The organism is Nocardioides marinisabuli, from assembly GCF_013466785.1.
Lineage (GTDB): Bacteria > Actinomycetota > Actinomycetes > Propionibacteriales > Nocardioidaceae > Nocardioides > Nocardioides marinisabuli.
In genome coordinates this window covers 3,402,693-3,425,271 of record NZ_CP059163.1, presented here as the reverse complement: position 1 = coordinate 3,425,271, position 22,579 = coordinate 3,402,693, and the positions used below count along the sequence as shown (strand labels likewise).

Annotated in this window: 25 protein-coding genes; 7 read left to right on the top strand and 18 right to left on the bottom strand. The window is 74.2% G+C overall.

Going from position 1 to position 22,579, the window contains the following annotated elements:
- Positions 1-7: 7 nt before the first annotated feature.
- On the top strand, positions 8-1,684 hold the full coding sequence (locus H0S66_RS16395; protein WP_179616324.1) for an acyl-CoA dehydrogenase family protein: 1,677 nt from the start codon (positions 8-10) through the stop codon (positions 1,682-1,684).
- A gap of 47 nt (positions 1,685-1,731) precedes the next feature.
- Here the strand turns inward: H0S66_RS16395 and H0S66_RS16390 are convergent, their stop codons facing one another.
- On the bottom strand, positions 1,732-3,177 hold the full coding sequence (locus tag H0S66_RS16390) for a glycine hydroxymethyltransferase (RefSeq protein WP_179616323.1): 1,446 nt from the start codon (positions 3,175-3,177) through the stop codon (positions 1,732-1,734).
- 351 nt (positions 3,178-3,528) lie between these two features.
- Between H0S66_RS16390 and H0S66_RS16385 the strand changes: the two genes are divergently transcribed.
- Genes H0S66_RS16385 through H0S66_RS16370 form a run of 4 tightly spaced genes read left to right on the top strand, consistent with a single transcriptional unit; the run spans position 3,529 to position 6,974 of the window.
- Positions 3,529-5,238, top strand: a complete 1,710-nt coding sequence (locus H0S66_RS16385) for a nitrite/sulfite reductase (protein WP_179616322.1) — start codon at positions 3,529-3,531, stop codon at positions 5,236-5,238.
- Complete coding sequence (locus H0S66_RS16380; protein WP_179616321.1) at positions 5,235-5,432, top strand: hypothetical protein; 198 nt, start codon at positions 5,235-5,237, stop codon at positions 5,430-5,432. Before H0S66_RS16385 ends, H0S66_RS16380 begins: the two co-directional genes overlap by 4 nt.
- The gene (locus H0S66_RS16375) at positions 5,429-6,175 is read left to right on the top strand and encodes a phosphoadenylyl-sulfate reductase (RefSeq protein WP_179616320.1); all 747 of its coding nucleotides are present in this window, start codon (positions 5,429-5,431) and stop codon (positions 6,173-6,175) included. The genes H0S66_RS16380 and H0S66_RS16375 overlap by 4 nt, the downstream gene beginning before the upstream one ends.
- Positions 6,176-6,230: 55 nt before the next feature.
- A complete protein-coding gene (locus H0S66_RS16370; RefSeq protein ID WP_179616319.1) occupies positions 6,231-6,974 on the top strand; it encodes a sirohydrochlorin chelatase in 744 nt (247 codons plus the stop codon).
- Between the two features lie 85 nt (positions 6,975-7,059).
- Here H0S66_RS16370 and H0S66_RS16365 read toward each other — a convergent pair whose 3' ends face one another.
- From H0S66_RS16365 to H0S66_RS16320, 10 genes are all read right to left on the bottom strand, one after another.
- Entirely contained in the window at positions 7,060-7,449 is a 390-nt protein-coding gene (locus H0S66_RS16365) for a DUF3037 domain-containing protein (protein WP_179616318.1), read from the bottom strand.
- The gene (locus H0S66_RS16360; protein WP_258016956.1) at positions 7,446-8,243 is read right to left on the bottom strand and encodes a HipA family kinase; all 798 of its coding nucleotides are present in this window, start codon (positions 8,241-8,243) and stop codon (positions 7,446-7,448) included. Before H0S66_RS16360 ends, H0S66_RS16365 begins: the two co-directional genes overlap by 4 nt.
- Positions 8,240-9,091 carry a polyphosphate kinase 2 family protein gene (locus tag H0S66_RS16355; RefSeq protein ID WP_179616317.1) on the bottom strand — a complete coding sequence of 284 codons (852 nt, stop codon included), beginning with the start codon at positions 9,089-9,091 and terminating at the stop codon, positions 8,240-8,242. The genes H0S66_RS16360 and H0S66_RS16355 overlap by 4 nt, the downstream gene beginning before the upstream one ends.
- 16 nt (positions 9,092-9,107) lie before the next feature.
- Positions 9,108-9,767 carry a regulatory protein RecX gene (locus tag H0S66_RS16350; protein WP_179616316.1) on the bottom strand — a complete coding sequence of 220 codons (660 nt, stop codon included), beginning with the start codon at positions 9,765-9,767 and terminating at the stop codon, positions 9,108-9,110.
- 17 nt (positions 9,768-9,784) lie between these two features.
- A complete protein-coding gene (recA, locus tag H0S66_RS16345) occupies positions 9,785-10,834 on the bottom strand; it encodes a recombinase RecA (RefSeq protein ID WP_179616315.1) in 1,050 nt (349 codons plus the stop codon).
- A 182-nt stretch (positions 10,835-11,016) separates the two neighbouring features.
- The gene (locus H0S66_RS16340; RefSeq protein ID WP_179616314.1) at positions 11,017-11,478 is read right to left on the bottom strand and encodes a hypothetical protein; all 462 of its coding nucleotides are present in this window, start codon (positions 11,476-11,478) and stop codon (positions 11,017-11,019) included.
- Positions 11,475-12,656 carry a molybdopterin-dependent oxidoreductase gene (locus tag H0S66_RS16335; RefSeq protein ID WP_179616313.1) on the bottom strand — a complete coding sequence of 394 codons (1,182 nt, stop codon included), beginning with the start codon at positions 12,654-12,656 and terminating at the stop codon, positions 11,475-11,477. Before H0S66_RS16335 ends, H0S66_RS16340 begins: the two co-directional genes overlap by 4 nt.
- Entirely contained in the window at positions 12,653-13,300 is a 648-nt protein-coding gene (locus tag H0S66_RS16330) for a class I SAM-dependent methyltransferase (protein WP_258016955.1), read from the bottom strand. Before H0S66_RS16330 ends, H0S66_RS16335 begins: the two co-directional genes overlap by 4 nt.
- Positions 13,297-13,974, bottom strand: a complete 678-nt coding sequence (locus H0S66_RS16325; protein ID WP_218876353.1) for a TIGR04282 family arsenosugar biosynthesis glycosyltransferase — start codon at positions 13,972-13,974, stop codon at positions 13,297-13,299. The genes H0S66_RS16330 and H0S66_RS16325 overlap by 4 nt, the downstream gene beginning before the upstream one ends.
- A complete protein-coding gene (locus H0S66_RS16320; protein WP_179616312.1) occupies positions 13,971-14,627 on the bottom strand; it encodes a glycosyltransferase family 2 protein in 657 nt (218 codons plus the stop codon). Before H0S66_RS16320 ends, H0S66_RS16325 begins: the two co-directional genes overlap by 4 nt.
- Positions 14,628-14,688: 61 nt before the next feature.
- Here H0S66_RS16320 and H0S66_RS16315 point away from each other — a divergent pair, with 61 nt between their 5' ends.
- Positions 14,689-16,065, top strand: a complete 1,377-nt coding sequence (locus H0S66_RS16315) for a hypothetical protein (protein ID WP_179616311.1) — start codon at positions 14,689-14,691, stop codon at positions 16,063-16,065.
- Positions 16,066-16,096: 31 nt separating this feature from the next.
- On the opposite strand, the gene H0S66_RS16310 is transcribed toward H0S66_RS16315, so the two are convergent.
- Genes H0S66_RS16310 through H0S66_RS16280 form a run of 7 tightly spaced genes read right to left on the bottom strand, consistent with a single transcriptional unit; the run spans position 16,097 to position 21,968 of the window.
- Positions 16,097-17,140 (bottom strand): NAD-dependent epimerase/dehydratase family protein, encoded by a 1,044-nt coding sequence (locus tag H0S66_RS16310; RefSeq protein ID WP_179616310.1) that lies wholly within the window; start codon positions 17,138-17,140, stop codon positions 16,097-16,099.
- Entirely contained in the window at positions 17,137-17,937 is an 801-nt protein-coding gene (locus H0S66_RS16305; protein WP_179616309.1) for an S-methyl-5'-thioadenosine phosphorylase, read from the bottom strand. Before H0S66_RS16305 ends, H0S66_RS16310 begins: the two co-directional genes overlap by 4 nt.
- Positions 17,938-17,942: 5 nt before the next feature.
- Positions 17,943-19,229, bottom strand: a complete 1,287-nt coding sequence (locus H0S66_RS16300) for an MFS transporter (protein WP_179616308.1) — start codon at positions 19,227-19,229, stop codon at positions 17,943-17,945.
- Entirely contained in the window at positions 19,226-19,420 is a 195-nt protein-coding gene (locus tag H0S66_RS16295; RefSeq protein WP_179616307.1) for a DUF3046 domain-containing protein, read from the bottom strand. The genes H0S66_RS16300 and H0S66_RS16295 overlap by 4 nt, the downstream gene beginning before the upstream one ends.
- An 18-nt stretch (positions 19,421-19,438) precedes the next feature.
- Positions 19,439-20,203: an ABC transporter permease gene (locus tag H0S66_RS16290; protein WP_179616306.1), complete on the bottom strand. Its 765-nt coding sequence runs from the start codon at positions 20,201-20,203 to the stop codon at positions 19,439-19,441.
- A complete protein-coding gene (locus tag H0S66_RS16285; protein WP_258016954.1) occupies positions 20,203-21,003 on the bottom strand; it encodes an ABC transporter permease in 801 nt (266 codons plus the stop codon). The genes H0S66_RS16290 and H0S66_RS16285 overlap by 1 nt, the downstream gene beginning before the upstream one ends.
- On the bottom strand, positions 21,000-21,968 hold the full coding sequence (locus H0S66_RS16280) for an ABC transporter ATP-binding protein (RefSeq protein ID WP_476739293.1): 969 nt from the start codon (positions 21,966-21,968) through the stop codon (positions 21,000-21,002). The genes H0S66_RS16285 and H0S66_RS16280 overlap by 4 nt, the downstream gene beginning before the upstream one ends.
- Positions 21,969-22,070: 102 nt before the next feature.
- On the opposite strand from H0S66_RS16280, the gene H0S66_RS16275 reads away from it, so the two are divergent.
- Complete coding sequence (locus H0S66_RS16275; protein WP_179616305.1) at positions 22,071-22,574, top strand: GNAT family N-acetyltransferase; 504 nt, start codon at positions 22,071-22,073, stop codon at positions 22,572-22,574.
- The last annotated feature ends 5 nt before the right edge of the window (positions 22,575-22,579 follow it).

Sequence of the window (22,579 nt, the reverse complement as noted above, 5' to 3'; positions counted from 1 at the left end):
TATCCGCATGCAGACCTCCAGCAGCGCGCGCGCGGACCTGCGCGTCGTGACCAACCAGGCTCCCCCGCTCACCGGCCACAACGTGGTCACCGCCGACGCCGCCCTCACCGAGGGCGTGCTGCGCCACGGCACCCAGGAGACGCTCGACAGCATCGTGGGTCTGGGCGCCGAGGCCGGGTCGGCCGAGGCCCGCGAGCACGGCCAGCTCGCCAACGAGCACCACCCCGAGCTGGTCCCCTACGACCGCTACGGCCACCGCATCGACGAGGTCGCCTTCCACCCCTCGTGGCACTGGCTGATGGAGCGCGCCGTGGGCCACGGCCTGGCCGCCACCCCGTGGGAGGAGCAGGCCGAGGGCGCCCAGCACGCCCACCTGCGCCGCGCCGCCGGCTTCATGGCGTGGTCGCACACCGAGCCGGGCCACGGCTGCCCGATCTCGATGACGTACGCCGCGGTGCCGGCGCTGCGCGCCGACGAGGCGATCGCCAAGGAGTGGACCCCGCTGCTGGCCTCGCGCCGCTACGACCCGGGCGTGCGCAACCCCAGCGACAAGCTCGGGGCGCTGGCGGGCATGGGCATGACCGAGAAGCAGGGCGGCTCCGACGTGCGCGCGAACGTGACGCGGGCGCAGCCCTCGGGCGGCCTCGACGGCACCTACACGCTGCACGGGCACAAGTGGTTCACCTCGGCGCCGATGAACGACGTCTTCCTGGTGCTGGCCCAGACCGACGGCGGGGTCACCTGCTTCGTGGTGCCGCGGGTGCTGCCCGACGGCACCCGCAACCAGCTCGACGTGGTGCGCCTCAAGGACAAGCTCGGCAACCGCTCCAACGCCTCCTCCGAGCTGGAGATGGACGGCACGGTCGCGGTGCGCCTCGGTGACGAGGGCCGCGGCGTGCGCACCATCATCGAGATGGTGGCCGCCACCCGCCTCGACTGCGTCCTCGGATCGGCCTCGCTGATGCGCCGCGCGGTCTCGGAGGCCTCCTGGCACGTGACCCACCGCTCGGCCTTCGGTTCGCGGCTGGTGGACAAGCCGCTGATGCAGAACGTCGTGGCCGACCTGGCCGTGGAGTCGGAGGCCGCCACCGCCCTGGCGCTGCGCCTGGCCTCGGCCGTCGACGGCCTGGCCGACCCGCACGAGGCGGCGCTGCGGCGCATCGCGCTGCCGCTGGCGAAGTTCTGGGTCTGCAAGCGCACCCCGATGATGGTCGCCGAGGCCCTCGAGTGCCTGGGCGGCAACGGCTACGTCGAGGAGTCGGTGATGCCGCTGCTCTACCGCGAGGCGCCGCTGAACTCGGTGTGGGAGGGCTCCGGCAACGTCAACGCCCTCGACGTCCTGCGCGCCCTGGGCCGCGAGCCCGAGGTGCTCGACGCCTGGATCACCGAGGTCGGCCGGGCCCGGGGCGGCGACGCGCGCCTCGACCGCGCCATCGAGGACACCCTGGCCCTGATCGGCTCACTGATGGGCGAGCCGGAGGCGATGGAGCGGGGCGCACGCCGCCTGGCCTCGCGGATGGCCGCGGTGCTGCAGGGCTCGCTGCTGGTGCGCTTCGCCCCGCCCGAGGTGGCCGACATCTTCTGCGCCTCCCGGCTCAGCCCGTCGTACGACGGCGTGCTGGGTGCGCTCGACGGCGGCGACCTGCGCGCGGTCGTGGAGCGCACCACCCCGACCCTGGGCTGAGCCCGGGGCCGGGGTGGTCAGCCCGGGTCAGCCCGGGTCAGCTCGGGTCAGCTCAGCTCGAGGCCCGGGTAGAGCGGGTGCTTGTCGAGCATCTCGGCCGAGCGTGCCTTGACCTTGTCTGCGACACCGTCGGCGAGCACGTACGACGCCTTGGACTGCCCGCCGGCCTTGGTGGTGCCGGGCTGGGTGTTCGAGAGCACCTCGACGATCAGGTCGGCGACGGCGTCGAACTCGTCGTGGCCGAAGCCGCGGGTGGTCAGCGCCGGGGTGCCCAGGCGGATGCCCGAGGTGTACCAGGCGCCGTTGGGGTCGGCGGGCACCGAGTTGCGGTTGGTGACCACGCCGGCCTCGAGCAGCGCCGACTCGGCCTGGCGGCCGGTGAGGCCGTACTTGCTGACGTCGACCAGCACCAGGTGGTTGTCGGTGCCGCCGGTGACCAGGTCGGTGCCGCGGGTCAGGAACCCCTCGGCCAGCGACTTGGCGTTGTCGGCGACCTGCTGGGCGTAGCCCCGGAAGGAGTCCTGGCGGGCCTCGGCGAAGGCGACGGCCTTGGCGGCCATCACGTGCGAGAGCGGGCCGCCGAGCACCATCGGGCAGCCGCGGTCGACGCTGGGGGCGTACTCCTCGGTGGCCAGCACGATGCCGCCGCGCGGGCCGCGCAGCGACTTGTGGGTGGTCGAGGTGACGATGTGGGCGTGCGGGACGGGGTCCTCGTCGCCGGTGAACACCTTGCCGGCCACCAGGCCGGCGAAGTGGGCCATGTCGACCATCAGCGTCGCGCCGACCTCGTCGGCGATCTCGCGCATCTTCGCGAAGTCGACCCGGCGGGGGTAGGCGGAGTAGCCGGCCACCAGCACCAGGGGCTTGAACTCGCGCGCCTTGGCCGCGACCTTGTCGTAGTCGAGCAGCCCGGTCCCGGGGTCGGTGCCGTACTGCTGCTGGTGGAACATCTTGCCGCTGATGTTGGGGCGGAAGCCGTGCGTCAGGTGGCCCCCGGCGTCGAGGCTCATGCCGAGCAGGCGCTGGTTGCCCAGCTCGCGGCGCAGCTCCTCCCAGTCGGCGTCGGTGAGCTCGTTGACATTCTTGGCCTGGGCCTTCTCCAGCCACGGGCCCTCGACGCGGTGCGCCAGGATCGACCAGAAGGCGACCAGGTTGGCGTCGATGCCCGAGTGCGGCTGCACGTAGGCGTACTCGGCACCGAAGAGCTCCCGGGCGTGCTCGGCGGCGATCGACTCGACGGTGTCGACGTTCTGGCAGCCGGCGTAGAACCGGTGGCCGACGGTGCCCTCGGCGTACTTGTCGCTGAACCAGGTGCCCATCGTCATCAGCACGGCCGGCGAGGCGTAGTTCTCGCTGGCGATGAGCTTGAGCGAGGCACGCTGGTCGGCGAGCTCGGCGCGGGTCGCCTCGGCGATCCGCGGCTCCACCGAGGCGATGACCTCGAGTGCCTGGGAGTAGGCGCTGCTGGACAGGCGGGACAGGTCGTCGGTCATGGCCCACAGCCTACGCAGCGCGCGGGGCGCGGGCTCGCGGCCCGGCGGCGTACGGCGGTCCCGGCAGTGTGACCTGCGCCGCAGTCGGGCGCCCGTTGAGCGCAACCGCCGGGCGTGGAGTCCAGATGTCGGGATCGCCATCTCACTGCATGAGATTTCGTCTTGTGAGACCAGGGTCCAGAAGTTGAGACTGTCTGCCATGAGCCTCGCCGAGACCCACATCTACCTGGTGGTCCGCCGCCACGTGGACCTCGGGCGCACCCGCAGCGCCATGTGTCGACCTTCCTGAGCCGCCCCACTCCCGCGCAGCCCCCACGTCGGCCGCGCACCCCGCTCCCGAAGGACAACCTGATGACCGAGCTCCTCACTCCCCCGGCCTCTCCTGCTCGCCCGCGGCCCAAGCGCGGCGAGGGCCAGTGGGCCCTGGGCTACCGCGAGCCGCTCAACAAGAACGAGCAGGCCAAGAAGGACGACAACCCGCTCAACGTGCGGGCCCGCATCCTGCACACCTACTCGCGCCGCGGCTTCGACTCGATCGACCCCGCCGACCTGCGCGGCCGGTTCCGCTGGATGGGCCTCTACACCCAGCGCGCCCCCGGGTTCGACGGCGGCAAGACCGCGACGTTGTCCGAGGAGGAGCTCGACGCCCGCTTCTTCATGATGCGGGTGCGCACCGACGGCACCCTGCTGGGCGCCGAGGCCGTGCGGGCGCTGGGCAGCGTGGGCGTCGACTTCGCCCGCGACACCGCCGACGTCACCGACCGCCAGAACATCCAGTACCACTGGATCCGCATCGAGGACGTGCCGCAGATCTGGGAGCGGCTCGAGGCCGCCGGGCTCAGCACGCTGGAGGCCTGCGGCGACTCGCCCCGTCCCTTCCTCGGCTCGCCGCTGGCCGGCGTGGCCGCCGACGAGATCATCGACGGCACCTCGGCCCTGGCCGAGATCAACCGCCGCTACATCGGCGACCCCGAGTACGCGAACCTGCCGCGCAAGTTCAAGACCGCCCTGACCGGGCACCCCTCGCACGACGTCTCCCCCGAGACCAACGACATCTCCTTCGTCGGGACCGTGCACCCCGAGCACGGCCCCGGCTTCGACCTGTGGGTCGGCGGCGGCCTGTCGACCAACCCGATGCTGGCCCAGAAGCTGGGCGTGTGGATCCCGCTCGACGAGGTCGCCGACGCGTGGGCCGGCGTCGCCGCGGTCTTCCGCGACTACGGCTACCGCCGGCTGCGCTCGCGGGCCCGGCTGAAGTTCCTGGTCTCCGACTGGGGCGTCGAGAAGTTCCGCGAGGTCCTCGAGAACGAGTACCTGCACCGCCGCCTCGTCGACTGCGAGTCGCCGCAGACCCCGCGGGCCCACCGCGACCACATCGGCGTGCACGACCAGGTCGACGGGCTCAAGTACGTCGGCGTGGCCCCGGTCGTGGGCCGCATCTCCGGCACCACGCTGGTCGAGCTCGCCGACGTCATCGAGGAGTTCGGGCTCGCCGGCGCCCGTCTCACGGCCTACCAGAAGATCGTGCTGCTGGGCGCCGACCCGGCCCGGATCGAGGACCTCGTGGCCCGGCTCGACGCCATCGGGCTCTCGGCGCGCCCGTCGGGCTGGCGCCAGAACACGATGGCCTGCACCGGCATCGAGTTCTGCAAGCTGGCCATCGTCGACACCAAGAACCGCGCCCGCGACCTGGTCGCTGAGCTCGAGCAGCGCCTGCCCGACCTCGACGTGCCGATCAGCATCAACGTCAACGGCTGCCCCAACGCCTGCGCGCGCACCCAGGTCGCCGACATCGGGCTCAAGGGCCAGCTGGTCACCCACGAGGGCGCCCAGGTGGAGGGCTTCCAGGTGCACCTGGGCGGCGCCACCGGGCTGGGCGCCAACTTCGGGCGCAAGCTGCGCGCCCACAAGGTCACCAGCGCCGGGCTCGGCGACTACGTCGTCAACGTCGTCTCGCACTACCTCCTCGACCGCACCGGCCCCACCGAGCCGTTCGCCGACTGGGTGGCGCGCGCCGACGAGGCCAGGCTGCGCGGGGACGCCCCCGAGGTGCCCGCATGAGCGAGCGCGCGGTGCCCTACCAGTGCCCCTACTGCGGCGACGACGACCTGCGCCCGCACGAGGTGGTCGACGCCGACGGCACCGTGAGCTCCCCGCACGGGCAGTGGGCCTGCCGCTCCTGCCTGCGCGCCTTCTCGCTCAAGATGATCGGCCAGCTGCGCCCGGAGTCGCTCGTCGACGGCGGCCCCTCGTGAGCACCGCCGCCACCCGTGCCGCGCGGGCCAACCGCGCCACCAGCACCGAGGGCCGCAGCCCCGAGCAGCTGCGCGAGATCGTGTCGCACTGGGGGGCCGAGCTCGAGCTGGCCCCGGCCGAGACGATCATCGAGTGGGCCGCGGCCACCTTCGGCGACCGCTTCGCGATCACCTCCTCGATGGGGGACGCGGTGCTGGCGCACCTCGCCTCCAAGGTCGTGCCCGGCATCGACGTGGTCTTCCTCGACACCGGCTACCACTTCGTCGAGACCATCGGCACCCGCGACGCCGTCGAGGCCACCCTCGACGTCACCGTGCGCACCGTGCACCCCGAGCTCAGCGTCGCCGAGCAGGACGCCGAGCACGGCGCCGACCTCTTCCGCACCGACCCCGACCGCTGCTGCGCGATGCGCAAGGTCGAGCCGCTGCGCCGCACGCTCGCGTCGTACGACGCCTGGGCCACGGGGCTGCGCCGCGCCGAGACCCACGACCGCGTGATCGCCCCGGTCATCGGCTGGGACGCGCGCAAGCAGAAGGTCAAGGTCTCCCCCATCGCCCGCTGGTCCGACGAGCAGGTCGAGACCTACATCGCCGAGAACGGCGTGCTGGTCAACCCGCTGGTCCACGACGGCTACCCCTCGATCGGCTGCTGGCCCTGCACGCGGCGCGTCGCCCCCGGCGACGACGCCCGCAGCGGCCGGTGGGCCGGCACCACCAAGACCGAGTGCGGGATCCACGTATGACCCCCCGCCACCCCGCGCTCCAGCACCGCACGACCGACCCGAGGAGGTCCCTCGCATGACCGCTCCCGCCCTGGTGGCCCTGGCCCACGGCAGCCGCGACCCCCGCTCCGCCGCGACGATCGGCGCCCTCGTCGACGAGGTCCGGGCCTCGCGCCCCGACCTGCGCATCGAGAAGGCCTTCCTCGAGCTGGCCAAGCCCTCCTTCCAGACCGTCGTCGACAAGCTGGTGCGCGCCGGCCACGACGAGATCGTGGTCGTCCCGCTGCTGCTCACCGAGGCCCACCACGCCACGGTCGACGTGCCGGCCGTCATCGAGGCCGCGACCGCGCGGCACCCGCACCTGCGGATCCGCGCCACCAAGGTGCTGGGCCTGGAGAGCTCCTTCCTCGAGGTCCTCGACGTGCGGATGCGCGAGGCGCTCAAGCGCTCCCGGGTGCGCGAGCTCGACGCCCTGGTGCTGGCGGCCGCGGGCTCCAGCGACGCGCTGGCCAACCAGAGCGTCGCCCGGATGGCCCGGCTGTGGGGCGCGCACCACAAGCTGCCGGTGACCGCGGCGTTCGCCTCGGCCGCCCCGCCGGCCGCCGGCGAGGCAGTGCGTGCCTTCCGCGCCCAGGGCCGACGCCACATCGCCGTCGCCTCGCTCTTCCTGGCCCCCGGCTTCCTGCCCGACCGCGCCGCCGAGCTGTCGCTCGAGGCGGGCGCGATCGCGGTCTCCGAGCCGCTGGGCGCCCACCCCGAGATCGCCCGCACGGTGCTGGCGCGCTACGCCGTGGGCGCGGTCGAGCTCGTCCCGGTCTGAGCGCCGGCGGTGAGCCGGCAACCGTTCTCGACGACCGAACGGTGGCCGGCTCACCGCTGACCCGTGCCTCGCGGCGGGGCGCAGCTCAGCGGACCAGCCGCTCCAGCAGGTGCTCCAGCTGGCGGGCCGGGTCGCGGGTCAGGCCACCGTGCACCGGCCCCGGCTGGAGCACGGTGCTGCGGGGCGCCTTGAGGAACCCGAAGCGCTGGCTCAGCGGGTGGCCGGCCGCCGCGCCCGCCGCGGCGTCACCGGCGCAGACCCCGCGCACGGTCTCGAGCGCCTCGCACACCCGGTCGAGGTCGAGACCGGGGTCGAGCGCGGCCAGGCGCTCGCGGTCGACGTGCCAGGCCGCGTCGAGGTAGTCGTGGGCCTGGGCGTAGACGACGACGCCGACGTTGAGGAACTCCTCGCGGTCCACGCGCGGCACGCAGCGCAGCGTGACGTACTGGTAGGCGACGGGGCCGGTCGGGCTCATCGGGCGCCCCCCACCGCGGTCGGCAGCCAGGCACGCGTCGCGAGCCGGGCGGTGAGCAGCTCGACGTACGCCGCGCGCACCTCGGCCGGCGTCCGCGCGCCCGGCACCGGCTCGAGCCACTCGTCGGGCACCTGCGCGAGCACCTCGGGCAGGTCGTCGGCGCCGAGCTCGGCGCGCACCGCCTCGTCGACCGCGGCGAGACGGTCGAGGTGCTCGTGCAGCACGTGGTCGTCGACGTTCCAGGGCTGCTGGGCGAAGCGCTCGGCGGCACCGGCGCGCTCGAGGCTGCCGCCGGGCCAGCCGTGGTGGAAGTAGAGGGACGCGCCGTGGTCGATGACCCACAGGTCGTCGTGCCAGACCAGCAGGTTGGGGTTGCGCCAGGACCGGTCGACGTTGGCGGTGAAGGCGTCGAGCCACAGCACGCGGGCGGCCTCGTCGGGCCCGGACCCCGAGGGCAGGGTGCCGTCGAAGCCGAACGAGCCGGGCAGGAAGTCGACACCCAGGTTGGCCCCGACGCTGGCCCGCAGCAGGTCCTGGACCTCCTCGTCGGCCTCGTAGCGGGCCAGCTCCTCGTCGAGGTCGAGCACCACGAGTCGCGGGGTGCGCAGCCCGACCCGGCGGGCGAGCTCGGCGACGACCACCTCGGCGACCAGCACCCGCAGGCCCTGACCGGCCCCGCGGAACTTGCACACGTAGGTGCCCAGGTCCTCGGCCTCCACGATGCCCGGCAGGCTGCCGCCCTCCCGCAGGGGCGTGACGTAGCGCGAGACCGCCACCCGCGACAGCCCGCTCACCTCACCGGCTCCTCGTCGAGCAGCCGCCGGCGCTGGGCCTCGACGTCGACGTCGGCGTCGGGCCAGGTCGGGCCCAGGTGCACCAGCGTGTCGCGCAGCAGCAGCCCGACGGCGAGGTTGCGGTACCACTTCTTGTCGGCCGGGACGACGTACCAGGGCGCGACCTCGGTGTTGGTGCGCTCCAGCGCCGTCTCGTAGGCGGCGCGGTACTGCGGCCAGAGCTGGCGGTCGTCGATGTCGACCGGGTCGAACTTCCAGTGCTTGTCGGGCCGGTCGAGACGCTTGAGCAGGCGCTCGCGCTGCTCGTCGGGCGAGATGTGCAGGAAGCACTTGAGCACCGGGGTGCCCTGGGCGAGCAGCTCGGCCTCGAGCTCGTTGATGGCGTCGTAGCGCCGCTCGACCTCGTCGGCCTCCACGAGCCCGCGCACCTTGGCCACCAGCACGTCCTCGTAGTGGGAGCGGTCGAAGACGCCGATGCGGCCCGGGGCCGGCAGCGCCCGTCGCACCCGCCACAGGAAGTCGTGGGCCAGCTCCTCCTCGGTCGGCGGGCCGAAGGCGGTGACCTCGATGCCCTGGGGGTCCACGAGCGCCACGGTGTGGCGCACCACCCCGCCCTTGCCCGAGGTGTCCATGCCCTGCAGCACCAGCAGCACGCTGCGGGTGCCGCCGCTGCGGCCCTCGGCGTAGAGGCGCTCCTGCAGGTCGCTGAGCTCGGAGCCCAGCTCCTCGAGCGCCTCCTTGCCCTCGGACTTGCCGCCGTCGAAGCCGGGGGTGGCGTCGGTGGGCAGCGCGGTCAGGTCGACGGGGCCCGGGGACAGGCGCAGGTGCTCGGCGATCACGCGGGGCATCCTGCCACCTGCCGTCTCACTCCTCCGGCTGGTCCGGCTGCTGCTCGTCGGGGCGCTCGCGCCCGGCGAGCTCCTCGCGCACCACGCAGAAGGCCAGCGAGGAGCCGTAGCCCTTGCGGGCCAGCATCCCCACCAGGCGTCGGGTCGCGGTGGTGTCGTCGACCCGGGCCACCGAGCGCAGCTTCTTGCGCACCAGGACCCGCGCCGACTGCTCCTCGTCGTCGGGGTCGACGTCCTCGAGCACCTCCTTGACCAGGGCGTCGTCGACACCCTTGCGGCGCAGCTCCTGGGCCAGGGCCCGCGGCGCCAGCCGCCGACCCGTCGCGTGCTCCCCCGGCCCGCGCGCGGCGACCCAGGCCCGGGCGAAGGCCTCGTCGTCGACGAGCCCGACCTCCTCGAAGCGGTCGAGCAGCCGGGTCGCGATCTCCTCGGGCACCAGCTTGGCGGCCAGCTTGTCGGCCAGCTCCTTGCGGCTGCGCGCCCGCCCGGTCAGCTGGTCGAGCAGGATGGTGCGCGCGACCGACTCGGGGTCGGCCTCCGGGCCGTCGGCGGCCGGGTCGGCCGGCACCGCCGGTGGTGGGCCCGCCGGCTCCTCGCGCTGGGTCCAGGCGTCCACGCCGAGGGACACGTCCCCCGCCCAGTCGGGCGGCGGACGGTCCTCGCGCAGGTCACCCACGTCGTCGTGCCTCCGGCTCAGAAGTCGTCGACGCCCACCGGGTCGGCCTCGGCGGGCGCCTCGGCGTCGACCTGCGGGCCGACGCCCAGCTTCTCGAGGATCTTCTTCTCCAGCTCGTTGGCCAGGTCGGGGTTGTCGCGCAGGAAGGTCCGCGCGTTCTCCTTGCCCTGGCCCAGCTGGTCGCCGTCGTAGGTGTACCAGGCACCGGCCTTGCGCACGAGGCCCGCCTCGACGCCGACGTCGATCAGGCCGCCCTCGCGGCTGATGCCCTTGCCGTACATGATGTCGAACTCGGCCTGCTTGAAGGGCGGCGCGACCTTGTTCTTGACGACCTTGCAGCGGGTGCGGTTGCCGACCATGTCCTGGCCGTCCTTGAGCGTCTCGATGCGGCGCACGTCGAGGCGCACCGAGGAGTAGAACTTCAGCGCGCGACCACCGGTGGTGGTCTCGGGCGAGCCGAACATCACGCCGATCTTCTCGCGCAGCTGGTTGATGAAGATCGCGGTGGTGCCGGAGTTGTTGAGGGCACCGGTCATCTTGCGCAGCGCCTGGCTCATCAGGCGGGCCTGGAGGCCGACGTGGCTGTCGCCCATCTCGCCCTCGATCTCGGCGCGGGGCACCAGCGCCGCGACCGAGTCGATGACGATCAGGTCGAGCGCGCCCGAGCGGATCAGCATGTCGGCGATCTCGAGCGCCTGCTCACCGGAGTCGGGCTGGGAGACCAGCAGGGCGTCGGTGTCGACACCGAGGTTCTTGGCGTACTCGGGGTCGAGGGCGTGCTCGGCGTCGATGAAGGCCACGATGCCGCCGGCACGCTGGGCGTTGGCCACCGCGTGCAGGGCGACCGTCGTCTTGCCCGAGGACTCCGGGCCGTAGATCTCCACCACGCGCCCGCGCGGCAGGCCACCGAGGCCCAGGGCCACGTCGAGGGCGATCGAGCCCGTCGGGATCACCTCGAGGGGGGCGCGCGTCTCGTCACCGAGGCGCATCACCGACCCCTTGCCGAACTGCTTCTCGATGTTGAGCAGTGCGGCGTCGAGCGCCTTGTCGCGGTCTGCACCAGCCATGATGTCTCCGTCCGTGGGCGGCGCCTGCGGCACCGCGGTCGTTCCAGTTGTCTGTCGTCGTGGCCGACGCTAGAGGGGCCCACCGACAAGCCCGGACCTGTCGACCCGGGCCTGTGGAGAACGGTGTCCCACACGCCACCTGTACGACCACAGTATGCCGAACACCTGTTCGAGGTGGGACGTCAGGTCGGCGTGTCGCCGCCGCGTCGCGTGCGCCGGGTCACCAGCACGCGGGCCGCCACCACCAGCAGCACCACGAGCACCACCAGCCCCGCGAGCACCAGCCAGCCGGCGACGTAGTCGCGGTCGAGCAGGGTCTCGTTGGTCGGGTCGGTGCGCCGCCCGAACCCGCCCAGCACCGGCACCGCCACCAGCGTCAGGCTGCCCAGCACCACGCCCCCGGCCGCCACCGGCCCCCGCGCGACGCGCGGCACCAGGCGGGCCAGCACGAAGCCTGCCACCACGAGCACCGCCGCCAGCAGCACGTCGTGCACCAGCACCGCGCCGCCGGCCCACACGGCCGCGTCGAGCACGTCGGCCGGTTCGCGGCGCGACCACAGCAGCCAGGCGCCGTACGCCGTCACGGCAGCACCGAGGGCACCGAGCACCAGGCGCCCCGGGCCCACCGCGCGCACCCCGCTCACGTGCGCACCTCGATCGTGCCCAGCCACTTGGTCTGGAGCACCCCGGGACGGTTGGGGGCGATCAGCCGGGCCGGGTAGCCGTGGTCGATGTCGAGCTCCTCCCCCGCCAGCCCCAGCGCGACCAGGGTGCGGTCGTCGTCGGCGAAGTTGGCCGGCAGCAGCGTCACCCGGAAGGGCCCGGACTCCTGCAGCGAGCGGAGCACGACCTCGGAGCCCGGGGGCGCCTCGACCAGGTCGAGCAGGTCGCGCAGGCGCACCCCGCTCCAGGTGCCCGAGGCGCTCCAGCCCTCGACGCACGCGATCGGCAGCTCCTCGCTGCGCTGCGGCAGGGCCAGCAGGTCCTCGCGGGTCAGCGACACGCTGCGCGCGCCGTTGACGACCTCGAGGCGGTAGCCGGGGTCGCGCGCCAGGTCGGTGACGCCCGCGTCCTCCGCGGTCTTGTTGACGGGCACGCCCTGCGGGCCCTCGCCCGAGCGGACGGCCAGGACCGAGACCCGGCGCAGCCACGGCACGGTCGAGCCCGCCGTGGCCAGGACCACCGCCCCGGTGGCCACCCAGGTCGCACGCAGCAGCCCGCGGCGGCTCAACCGGCCCTCGTGGTCGCCGTGCTCGCTGCGGTCGTGGGTGGTGTCGTCGACGTCGTGGCCCAGCGCGTGCCGGATGACCGGCAGCTTCACCGCGACGTGCAGCACCAGGGCCCCGATGGCGATCCAGGCCATCGCGTAGTGGGTGGAGCGGAAGGAGAAGGCCCAGGGGTACCAGTGGCTGACGTTCTGCAGCCCGGTGACGAGCAGGAAGAGCGCGGCCCCCACGAGCAGCAGGATGGACAGGCGCTCGGCGAGCTCGACGACCAGGCGCCGCAGCCGCAGCGAGGGCCGGGCCAGCAGGAGCGGGTAGACGGTCCAGAGCTTGACCAGCAGCAGCGGCACCGCGGCGGTGCCGCTGATGACGTGCAGGCCCTGGGTGAGGCGGTAGCCCCAGGCCGGGCTGGTCGGGAAGGGCACCGGCTGGGACGGGTTCTGCGCGTAGTGGCTGACCAGGCCGGTGAGGAAGGCCACGGCGAAGCAGACGCCGAGCACGGTGCCCACCCGCGCCGAGACCGCTGCGCTGCGCAGCCGCGAGGAGAACGACGTCTCGTCGGGCAGTGCCGCCGGGCTCGGCAGCCGCGGCGGGGTCATCGGTCGGCCTGCAGCACCGCGGCCCAGCGCCGCCCGCTGCCGACCGACCGGCACGACTCGACCCGCAGGCCTGCCTGCGCGGCGACGTCGTGGACGTCGTCGACGCCGAGCACCGACCACAGGAACGGTCGGCTGCGCGCCTCGCCGGTCTCGAGGCTGACCCACCGGGTGCTCAGCGCCACCCCGGGCGCCGCCACCTCGACCACGACGCGGCCACCGGGGCCGAGCAGCGCGCCCGCCCGGCGCAGCAGCGCCACCGGGTCGCCACCGATGCCGACGTTGCCGTCGGCCAGCAGGGCCGTGTGCCACCGCCCCTCGCCGGGGAGGTCGTCGTAGAGGTCGCGCAGCATGGCCAGCGCCCCGCGACGCCTGGTCTGCTCGACGGCCTCGGGCACCACGTCGATGCCGAGCACGGCGTGGCCCAGGCGCGCCAGGGCCGCGGCCATCCGACCGGGCCCGCAGCCGATGTCGAGGGTGGGGCCCTGGCACAGGGCGAGGAGGGCCAGGTCGTCGGCGTCGGCCTCCCGGGTCCACTCGCCCATCGGCAGGTCGGAGGGCCCGCCGTCGAGGCCCACCACCCGGCAGGGCGTGCCCTGCAGCGCCATCGCGAAGACGCTGGTGAAGGGCTCGTCGCGCACGCTCACGGCGCCACCAGCCCCCGCCACGCGCCGGCGAACCGGCTGCCGGGGGCGATCTCGCCCAGCACGGCCTCGGCGTCGTCGACCGTGTCGACGTCGCGCAGCACCCGGGTGCCGCCCACGGACAGCCCGGCGCCCTCCAGCGCCGCCCGCGTGTCGTCGTACGTCGTCGGGGTGGACATCTCGACGCCGGCCAGCACGCTGGCGGCGGCCGGGTCGCGCAGGGCGAGCACCCACCAGCCGCCGTCGTCGGCGGGCCCGAGCACGGCGTCGTGCGTGGCGAGCGGTGCGGCAGCGTCTAGCAGCAGCCCGGCGGTGACCTGGGGGGTGTCCATGCCCACCTGGACCACCGGGCCGGGTCCGCTGGCGGCCACCGCGGCGTGCGCGTGGGCGAGGCGCTCGTCGAAGCCGTCGCCGACCTGGGCGGTGGTGCGCCATCCGCGGGTGGCGGCGAGGATCTCCTCGCCGCGCACGGCCCCCGTTAGGTCGCCGGCGAGGCTGAGGTGGCAGTGCTCGGCGCCGACGGCGGCGCTGGCCGCCTCGAGGGTGTCGAGCAGGCAGGCGGCGGCGACCTCGGCGGCCACGTCGTCGCCCACGTCGGCACCGAGGCGGGTCTTGACGCGACCCGCGACCGGGGCCTTGGCGACGACCAGGACCCGCAGCGGCGCCCCGCCGGTCACGAGAGCACCCGCCAGAAGTCGCGGGCGGTGCGCAGGGTCCCCTTGACCGAGCCGGAGACCTTCGAGCGGGTGCCCTCGGCGCGGGGGTGGTAGGCGACGTCGTGCTCGCTGACGCGCCAGCCGGCCAGCGTGAGCTTCTGCAGCAGCTCGACGGGGTAGCCGAAGCGACGGTCCTCGACGCCGAGGTCGAGCAGCGCCTGCCGGCGGGCGACCCGCATGGGGGCGATGTCGTGCGCGTCCATCGTGATCCTCCGTCTCAGCCAGGCGACGATCAGAGCGTTGCCCATCCGCGCGTGCCAGGGCCACACCCCCCGGGTGACCGGTCGGCGCCGCCCCACCGCGACGTCGGCCCGACCGGAGACCACGTCGTCGAGCAGCACCAGCAGCTCGTCGGGGTCGAAGCTGCCGTCGCCGTCCATGAACGCGACGTAGTCGTGGGTGGCGGCGAGCAGGCCGGCGTGGACCGCGGCGCCGTAGCCCGGCACACTCTCGTGCACCACCGTGGCCCCCAGCCGCGCGGCGACCTCGGCGGTCGCGTCGCGCGAGCCGTTGTCGACGACGACGACCGCGAACTCGGACGGCACGCGGGGCAGCAGCGCCTCGAGGGCGGGCGCCTCGTCGCGGCAGGGCAGGACGAGGTCGGCGAGGGGCATGGCTGGGAGCCTAGACGGGCGCGTCCCACCCCCCTCGTGGCCGCGCCTCTAGGGTCTGGGCATGCCCACCCGAGCCACCGAGCCCGCCCAGCGCTCCCGCGCCGCCTCCACGGGGCTCGTGCTGACGCTGGTGCTGGTCGTGGCGGCCTTCGCGCTGCCGGTCCTGCTCGACTGGGAGACCTGGAGCCGGGCGAGCCGTTCGGCGCACCCGTGGGCCTCACCGCCGCTGCACGGCTTCTGGGACCCCAAGCTGCTCGGCCCCGGCACCGCCCCGGCCGTCCTGGTCGCCGTCGTCGGGCTGGGCTGGTTCCCCCGCTTCGCCGCGACGGCGTCGTGGGGCCGGCTGCTCGTGGCGTCGTACGCCGTCGCGCTGGCGTGGATGCTCTCGCTCGCGTTCGTCGACGGCACCGAGGGTGTCGCCCGGGTGCTCGACCACTCCTCGGAGTACCTGCCCAGCGCCCGCGAGGTCGACGACGTGCCGGAGATGCTGCGCACCTACGTCGACCGGATCCCCTACAGCCACCCCGACAACTGGCCCACGCAGGCGGCCGGCCACCCGCCGCTGGCGCTGCTGTTCTTCGTCGGGCTGGTGCGCGTGGGCCTGGGCGGCTCCTTCGCCGCCGGCATGGTGGTCACGCTCGTGGGCGCCACGACGGCGCTGTCGGTGCTGGCGCTGCTGCGCACCCTCGACGCGGAGGCGCTGGCACGCCGCGCGGCCCCCTTCCTGGTCCTCTCCCCCACGGCCGTCTTCATGGCCGTCTCGGCCGACGCCGTCTTCACCGCCATCACCGCGGCCGGGCTCGCCCTGCTGGCCCGCGGGGCGGTGGCCGGCGGCCGGGCCTGGATCGGCTGGTCGGCGGCCGCCGGCCTCGTGCTGGGCTGCAGCGTGCTGCTCTCCTACGGCATGGGGCTGATGGGCGCGGTCGCCCTCGCGGTCCTCGTCGCGGCCCGCTCGTGGCGCCCGCTGCCCGTGGCCGTGCTCGCCGCGCTGGTGCCGGTGCTGGCGATGGCCGCGGCCGGCTTCGCGTGGTGGGAGGCCTACCCGGTGCTCACCGAGCGCTACTGGGACGGCATCGCCGGCGACCGGCCGGCCTGGTACTGGATGTGGGGCAACCTGGCCGCGCTCGCGGTCAGCGCCGGACCGCTGGTGGGCGCCGCGCTGGCCCACGCCGGCGCCCGGGCGCGGCTGCTGCGCGACGACGCGCTGGGGCCGGGCACCCGCACCGTGGCCGTGCTGGTGCTCGGGGCGGTGGTCGCGGTCGCGGTCGCCGACCTGTCGCGGATGAGCAAGTCGGAGGTCGAGCGGATCTGGCTGCCGTTCATGCCGTGGCTGACCATCGCCGCGGCCCTGCTGCCCGGCGCCTGGCGGCGCTGGGGCCTGGGGCTGCAGGTGGGCTGGGCGCTGGTGGTCCAGCACCTGCTCTACACGTCCTGGTGAGGAGGCCCGGTGCCCCCCCTCGGGCCTCCCCTCAGTCGCGCAGCGGCGCGGTGGCGAAGGCGGGCAGCCCCTCGTCGGGGTGCACGCTCGCGGTGAAGCCGAGCTCGTCGGTGGCCCGCTGGGGCGAGGCCACGACGTGCCGCACGTCGCCGAGGCGGTAGCCGCCGGTCACCTCGGGCTCGATGTCGCTGCCGGTGCCACGCGCGACGAGGGCCGCGACGTCGCGGATGCCGACCGGGTGGCCCGAGGCCACGTTGTAGGCCCGGTGGTGCCCCTCGGGCGCCTCGCGGACCGCGTGCAGCGCCGCCACGTTGGCCCGGGCCACGTCGTCGACGTGCACGAAGTCGCGCACCTGGCGTCCGTCCTCGAAGACCTGGGGCGCCTCGCCGCGCTCGAGCGAGGAGCGGAACATCGCCGCCACCCCGGAGTACGGCGTGTCGCGGGGCATCCGCGGGCCGTAGACGTTGTGGTAGCGCAGCGACACCGCGGCGGCGCCGGCCTGGCGCACCCAGGCGATGGCGTAGTGCTCCTGGGCGACCTTGCTGGCGGCGTAGCTCGACCGCGGCTCGAGCCGGGCGTCCTCGTCGACCAGCGCCCAGCCCAGCGGCTCGCCGCACACCGGGCAGGGGTTCTCGAAGCGGCCGGCCTCGAGCGCCTCGCGGGGGCGGGTGGCCGGCACCTGCTCGCCGTGCTCGGGGCAGGTGTAGCGGCCCTCGCCGTAGACGACCATGCTCGAGGCCTGCACCAGCCGGTGCACCCCTGCCTCGTGCATCGCCGCGAGCAGCATGGCGGTGCCGAGGTCGTTGTGGCCGGCGTAGAGCGGCAGGTCGGCGACCGTGACGCCGGCGCCGACCATCGCCGCCTGGTGGCACACGACGTCGACGCCGTGCAGCAGGTCGCCCCAGCCGTCGGCGTCGCGCACGTCGAGCTGGTGGGTGCCCTCGGGTGCGGCGCTGGCGCCGTGCGCCTTGTCGAGCATCAGGTCGACGCGCACCACCTCGTCGCCGTCGGCCTCGAGCCGCTCGGCGACCGCGCCGCCGATGAAGCCGGCCGAACCGGTCAGCAGGACCTTCACAGCCCGGGCACCTGGTAGGTGAGCTCCATGTCGTCCGCCCAGGTCGAGCAGGAGCAGCCCTCGGGGTCGGGCAGCGCCTCGATGGCGGCGGTGAGCAGGCCGGTGAGCCGCTCGAGGTTGGCCTTGAACCGCGCGAAGACCTCGGCCTGGCCGACCCCCTCGCCGCTCTCGGCCCCCGCGTCCATGTCGGTGACCAGCGCGATCGGGGTGTAGCACTGCAGCATCTCGCGGGCCAGCGCCGCCTCGGGGTGCCCGGTCATGTTGATCAGCGACCAGCCCTGGTCGGCGTAGTGGCGCGACTCGGCGCGGGTGGAGAAGCGGGGGCCCTCGACGATGACCATCGTGCCGCCGTGGCGCACGTCGTCGGCCGCGCCGGTCACCGCGCCGGCCAGGCGGTCGCAGTAGGGGTCGCCGAAGGGCAGGTGCACCGCGCCGCCCTCGACGTACGACGGCACCCGGCGGTAGGTCCGGTCGACCATCTGGTCGGGCACCACCACGTCGCCGGGGGCGACCTCGTCGCGCAGCCCGCCGACGGCGCAGGGGGCCAGCACCTGGCGCACGCCCAGCGAGCGCAGCGCCCACAGGTTCGCGCGGTAGGGGATGGTGTGCGGCGCGTACTCGTGGGCGGTGCCGTGGCGGGGCAGGAAGGCCACCCGTCGACCGGCGACCGTGCCGATCGAGACCGGCGCCGAGGGGTCGCCGTACGGCGTCTCGACCCGGACGGTCTCGGGGTCCTCGAGGAAGGAGTAGAAGCCGGTGCCGCCGATCACGGCGACGTCAGCACGCGTCTCGTTCATGGCGCTCACTCTGTCAGGTCCGGCAGGGCGCCCGGGCCCGCCACGGGGGTGAGGCGGTGCGCGGCGACCCCGGCGCCGAGGACGGCCAGCGCCAGCACGACGGAGGCGAGCGACAGCGCGGGGTAGCCCGCCAGCGCGACCACCACCCCGGCCAGGCCGCCGCCGGCGGCGGCCACCAGGTTCATCACCAGGTCGGCGGAGCCTTGCACGTCGGCGCGCGCCTCGAGGGGCGCGTGGTCGGCGATCAGCGTCGAGGCCGCGACGGTGGCGAACGACCAGCCCAGCCCGAGCAGGAAGAGCCCCCCGAAGATCTGCGGCGAGGACCCCTCGGGGGCGGCGGCCGAGAGCACCAGCGCGACGACGAGGACGACTCCCCCGGCGCCCAGGGTGACCGGGCGACCGGCGGTGTCGGCGAGCCAGCCCACCAGCGGCGCGAAGGCGAACATGCCCAGCACGTGCACGCTGATGACGACACCGATCACCCGCAGCTCGGCCCCACCGTGCTCCATGTGCAGCGGCGTCATCACCATCACCGCGACCATCGCGGCGTGCGCGCCCGCGAGCGCCACGACCGCGGCCAGCAGGACCGGGCGCTCGCGCACCGCGGCCTCCACGCGGCTCCAGGAGGTGCCGGCCGGCACCTGCCCGGCGGTGCCGGCGACCTCGCGGGCCAGCAGCAGCGGGTCGGGGCGCAGGAAGGTGCTGACCACGGCGGCGGCCAGCAGCATCCCCACGCTGCCCAGCGCGAACGGGCCGGTCAGCTCGGGGAGGCCCAGCCAGCGCGCCAGCGCCGCCGCCGGGCCGGTCAGGTTGGGCCCGGCGACCGCGCCGATGGTGGTCGCCCACACCACGACCGCGAGGGCCCGGCCGCGCTGGGCGGGCTCGGCGAGGTCGGTGGCGGCGTACCTGGCGGCGTTGTTGGCCGCCGTGGTCGAGCCCAGCAGCACCGCGCCGACCAGGAGCAGCAGCATCGAGCCGATGCTGCCGGCGACCACGGCGAGGACCGCCCCGGTGGCCCCCAGCAGGTAGCCGGTCGTCAGGCCCGGGCGGCGCCCGCGCACCGCCATCACCCGCGCCAGCACGTACGACGCCAGCGCCGCGCCCAGCACCTGGAAGGTCTGCGCGAGGCCGGCCTGCCCCTCGCTGCCGGAGATGTCGCGCGCCAGCAGCGAGGCGGTGGCGATGCCGATGGTGATGCCGACCGCGCCGACGGCCTGGGTCAGCACCAGGGTCGCGACCGTGCGGCGCTGCGCGGCCGCCGTCGAGGACGACTGCGGGACGACCCCGGTCACCGGTAGCGCTCGGGCAGCTCGAGGGCGCGCCAGACCGCGGCCCAGACCTGCTTGGGCGGGACGCCCGCGTCGAGCGCCTGCCGGGTGGTGCGGCTGCCCAGCTCCTGGAGCACGAACAGCTCGGCCCACGAGCCCGCCGACTCCCTGCCCAGCGCCTCGTCGAGCCGTGCCCAGAACTCCGTGTGCCTCACGGGCTCATTGTGCGTGGCTCAGGTCAGCAGGAGCGAGTCGAGCCGCCGGCGGGCGACCACCAGGCCGACCAGGCCCATCGCGACCAGGTAGACCACCGAGACCGCGGAGTCCCACGAGACGGCACCGGTGGTGAGCTCGCGGCACAGCACCACGCCCCGGTAGAGAGGCGTCGCCTCCACCACCCAGCGCAGCGCGCCCGGGTAGGTCGTGACCGGGAAGAAGGTCGCCGAGAACAGGAACATCGGCAGCGTCGTCAGGGTCACCAGCTCGAAGTCCTGCCACGAGCGCATGAAGGTGGTCAGGGCCATGGCCACGGCCCCGAACGCCAGCCCGATGAGCAGCGCCGCCGGCAGCACCAGCACCGCCCACCACGACGAGACCAGCCCCATCGCCAGCATCACCAGCAGGAAGCCCAGCGAGTAGAGGCCGCCGCGCAGCAGCGACCACGCCAGCTCGCCGCGGGCGATGTCGCTGGTGGTCAGCGGGGTGGCGAGCATCTGGTCGAAGAGCTTGGAGTACTTGAGCTTGAAGAAGAAGTTGAACGTCGAGTCGAGCACCGCGCCGTTCATCGCCGAGGCCGCGAGCATGCCGGGGGCGACGAACTCGGCGTACGCGATCTCGCGGCCGCCGACCTCGAAGCCGCTGATCAGCGCGCCGACGCCGACGCCGATCGAGAACAGGTAGAGCACCGGCTCGAGGAAGCCGGTGGCGAAGATCCACCAGACCCTCCGGTAGGCCAGGAAGTTGCGCTGCAGGATGAGCCCGGTGCTCGCGGTCACCATCACTGGGCGAGCCTCCGGGTCAGGCGCCGCAGGGCCCACCACCAGCCGAGCGCCACGAGGGCGAGCAGGTAGCCCACGTGCACGAGCACCATCGACCAGTCGGGCACGCCCAGCACCAGCATCCGGGTCAGGTCGACGCCGTGCCACAGCGGCGTGGCGCGCGCCAGCGCCTCGAGGGGCGCGTCGAGGTTGGCGACGGGGAAGAAGGCGCCGGAGAAGAGGAACATCGGGATCATCCCGAGCCGGAAGACCAGCGCGAAGGCGGTCTCGTCGCGCAGCCCGGCGGCGAACGCGTAGACCGGGGCCGCGAAGGCCATCCCGAGCAGCACCTGCACCACCAGCGCGGCCAGCACCCCGGGCAGCGACTCGTAGACCCCGAAGGGCGCGGTGACGGCCAGGAAGACCGCCGCGGTGACGGTGACGCGGAAGGCCACGAAGCCCAGGTGGGCCAGCACGATGTCGGGCACGGCGAGCGGGGTGGCGGTCATGGAGTAGTAGGTCTTGTTCCACTTCACCATCGCCATCACCGGGTAGGTCACCTCGCCCACCACCGTGGTCATCGTGGTCGCCGCCACCATGCCCGGCACCACGAAGGCCAGGTACGTCGTCGCGCCCTCCAGCACCTCGGCGTCGGCCTCGACGAAGCCGCCCAGCAGGACGCCCATCGCCAGCACGTAGAGCAACGGTGTGACGAACGACGTCACGATGCTGCCGCGCCAGGTGCGGCGGTAGACGGTGGCCCAGTAGTCGACCAGCCGCAGGGCGCCGTCCAGGGTGCCGGTCGGTGCGCTGCTCGTCACTCGACCAGCGTCCGTCCGGTCAGGCGCAGGAACACGTCCTCCAGCGAGGCGCGCCGCACGAGCGTGGCCACCGGCTCCAGCCCGCGCTCGTGCACCTTGGCCAGGGTCTCCTCGCCGTCGCCGGTGTAGAGCAGCAGCCGGTCGGGCAGCACCTCCACCCGCTCGGCGAGGTCGGCGACCCGCTCGACGAGCCGCTCGTGGCCCGCCCCGGGCTCGGCGACACCGAAGCGCAGCTCGGCGACCTCGCGGGTCGAGTGCTCCCGGATCAGCTGCAGCGGCGACCCCTCGGCGACCACGAGGCCCTTGTCCATCACCACCAGCCGGTCGGTGAGCTGCTCGGCCTCGTCCATGTAGTGCGTGGTCAGGACCAGGGTCACCCCCTGCTGCTTGAGCCGGAAGAGCCGCTCCCACACCACGTGGCGCGCCTGCGGGTCGAGCCCGGTGGTGGGCTCGTCGAGGAGCAGCAGCTCGGGCGAGTTCACCAGCGAGCGGGCGATCGTCAGGCGGCGCTTCATGCCGCCGGACAGGCCCTCGACCCGGGCATCGGCCTTGTCGGAGAGCTGCACGAAGTCGAGCAGCTCGGCGACGCGCTCGCGCACCTCGCGGCGCCCCATCCCGAAGTAGCGCCCGTAGACGTAGAGGTTGTCGCGCACCGAGAGCTCGGTGTCGAGGGTGTCCTCCTGGGGGCAGACCCCGATCCGGGCCCGGATCGCGGGGCCGTCGACCGCGGGGTCGAGGCCCAGGATCCGCAGCCGCCCGCTGGTGACGGGCGAGACGGCCGCGACCATCCGCATCGTCGAGGACTTCCCCGCCCCGTTGGGGCCCAGGAAGCCGAAGGCCTCCCCACGCCGCACGTCGACGTCGATGCCGCGCACGGCCTCGAACCCGTCGAAGCTCTTGCGCAGGCCGCGGGCCTCGATCATCGGGTCCGCGACGGCGGTGCGGTCGGGCGGGAGGTCGCTCACGCCGTCACTCTAGGCACAACCAGCCGACCGGCCCGGACAGACACCGCGGCCCCGAGCGACTAGGTTCGCGCGGGTGGACCGCACCCCCGAGGAGACCGACTGATGGGCATCACCGACGACGCCTCCCGCCTGGCGACCCTCCACGTCGACGGCACGGCGTACGCCGTCACCCGCGCGCGGCGCGCCGACGTGCCGGCCCTGGTGGCGCTGCTGGCCGACGACGAGCTGGGCCGGGAGCGCGAGCACGCCGACCTCGAGCCGTACCTGCGGGCCTTCGCGCGCATCGACCGCTCCCCCGACCACCTGCTCGTCGCCGTGCGCTCGCCCCAGGACGAGGTCGTGGCCACGGTGCACCTGACGATGCTGCCGGGGCTCTCGCGCGGCGCCACGCTGCGCCTGCAGGTCGAGGCCGTGCGCGTCGCGTCGGCGGTGCGCCACCTGGGGCTGGGCACCCAGCTGCTCGAGTGGGTCACCGGCTACGCCCGCAGCCACGGCGCGGGCATGGTGCAGCTGACCACCGACCGCTCCCGCGCCGGTGCGCGCCGGGTCTACGAGCGGCTGGGCTACGTCGCCTCGCACGACGGGATGAAGCTGCACCTGGGCTGAGGGCC

Bases quoted from the DNA above. Each gene is read 5' to 3' on its own strand.
- H0S66_RS16355 (WP_179616317.1), bottom strand. From the start codon at position 9,091: ATGCCCCGCGTGATCGCCGAGCACCTGCGCCTGTCCCCGGGCCCCGTC.
- H0S66_RS16390 (WP_179616323.1), bottom strand. From the start codon at position 3,177: ATGACCGACGACCTGTCCCGCCTGTCCAGCAGCGCCTACTCCCAGGCA.
- recA (WP_179616315.1), bottom strand. From the start codon at position 10,834: ATGGCTGGTGCAGACCGCGACAAGGCGCTCGACGCCGCACTGCTCAAC.
- H0S66_RS16385 (WP_179616322.1), top strand. From the start codon at position 3,529: ATGACCGAGCTCCTCACTCCCCCGGCCTCTCCTGCTCGCCCGCGGCCC.
- H0S66_RS16290 (WP_179616306.1), bottom strand. From the start codon at position 20,203: ATGGTGACCGCGAGCACCGGGCTCATCCTGCAGCGCAACTTCCTGGCC.
- H0S66_RS16305 (WP_179616309.1), bottom strand. From the start codon at position 17,937: ATGAACGAGACGCGTGCTGACGTCGCCGTGATCGGCGGCACCGGCTTC.
- H0S66_RS16370 (WP_179616319.1), top strand. From the start codon at position 6,231: ATGACCGCTCCCGCCCTGGTGGCCCTGGCCCACGGCAGCCGCGACCCC.
- H0S66_RS16335 (WP_179616313.1), bottom strand. From the start codon at position 12,656: ATGACCCCGCCGCGGCTGCCGAGCCCGGCGGCACTGCCCGACGAGACG.
- H0S66_RS16365 (WP_179616318.1), bottom strand. From the start codon at position 7,449: ATGAGCCCGACCGGCCCCGTCGCCTACCAGTACGTCACGCTGCGCTGC.
- H0S66_RS16315 (WP_179616311.1), top strand. From the start codon at position 14,689: ATGCCCACCCGAGCCACCGAGCCCGCCCAGCGCTCCCGCGCCGCCTCC.
- H0S66_RS16380 (WP_179616321.1), top strand. From the start codon at position 5,235: ATGAGCGAGCGCGCGGTGCCCTACCAGTGCCCCTACTGCGGCGACGAC.
- H0S66_RS16395 (WP_179616324.1), top strand. From the start codon at position 8: ATGCAGACCTCCAGCAGCGCGCGCGCGGACCTGCGCGTCGTGACCAAC.
- H0S66_RS16275 (WP_179616305.1), top strand. From the start codon at position 22,071: ATGGGCATCACCGACGACGCCTCCCGCCTGGCGACCCTCCACGTCGAC.
- H0S66_RS16320 (WP_179616312.1), bottom strand. From the start codon at position 14,627: ATGCCCCTCGCCGACCTCGTCCTGCCCTGCCGCGACGAGGCGCCCGCC.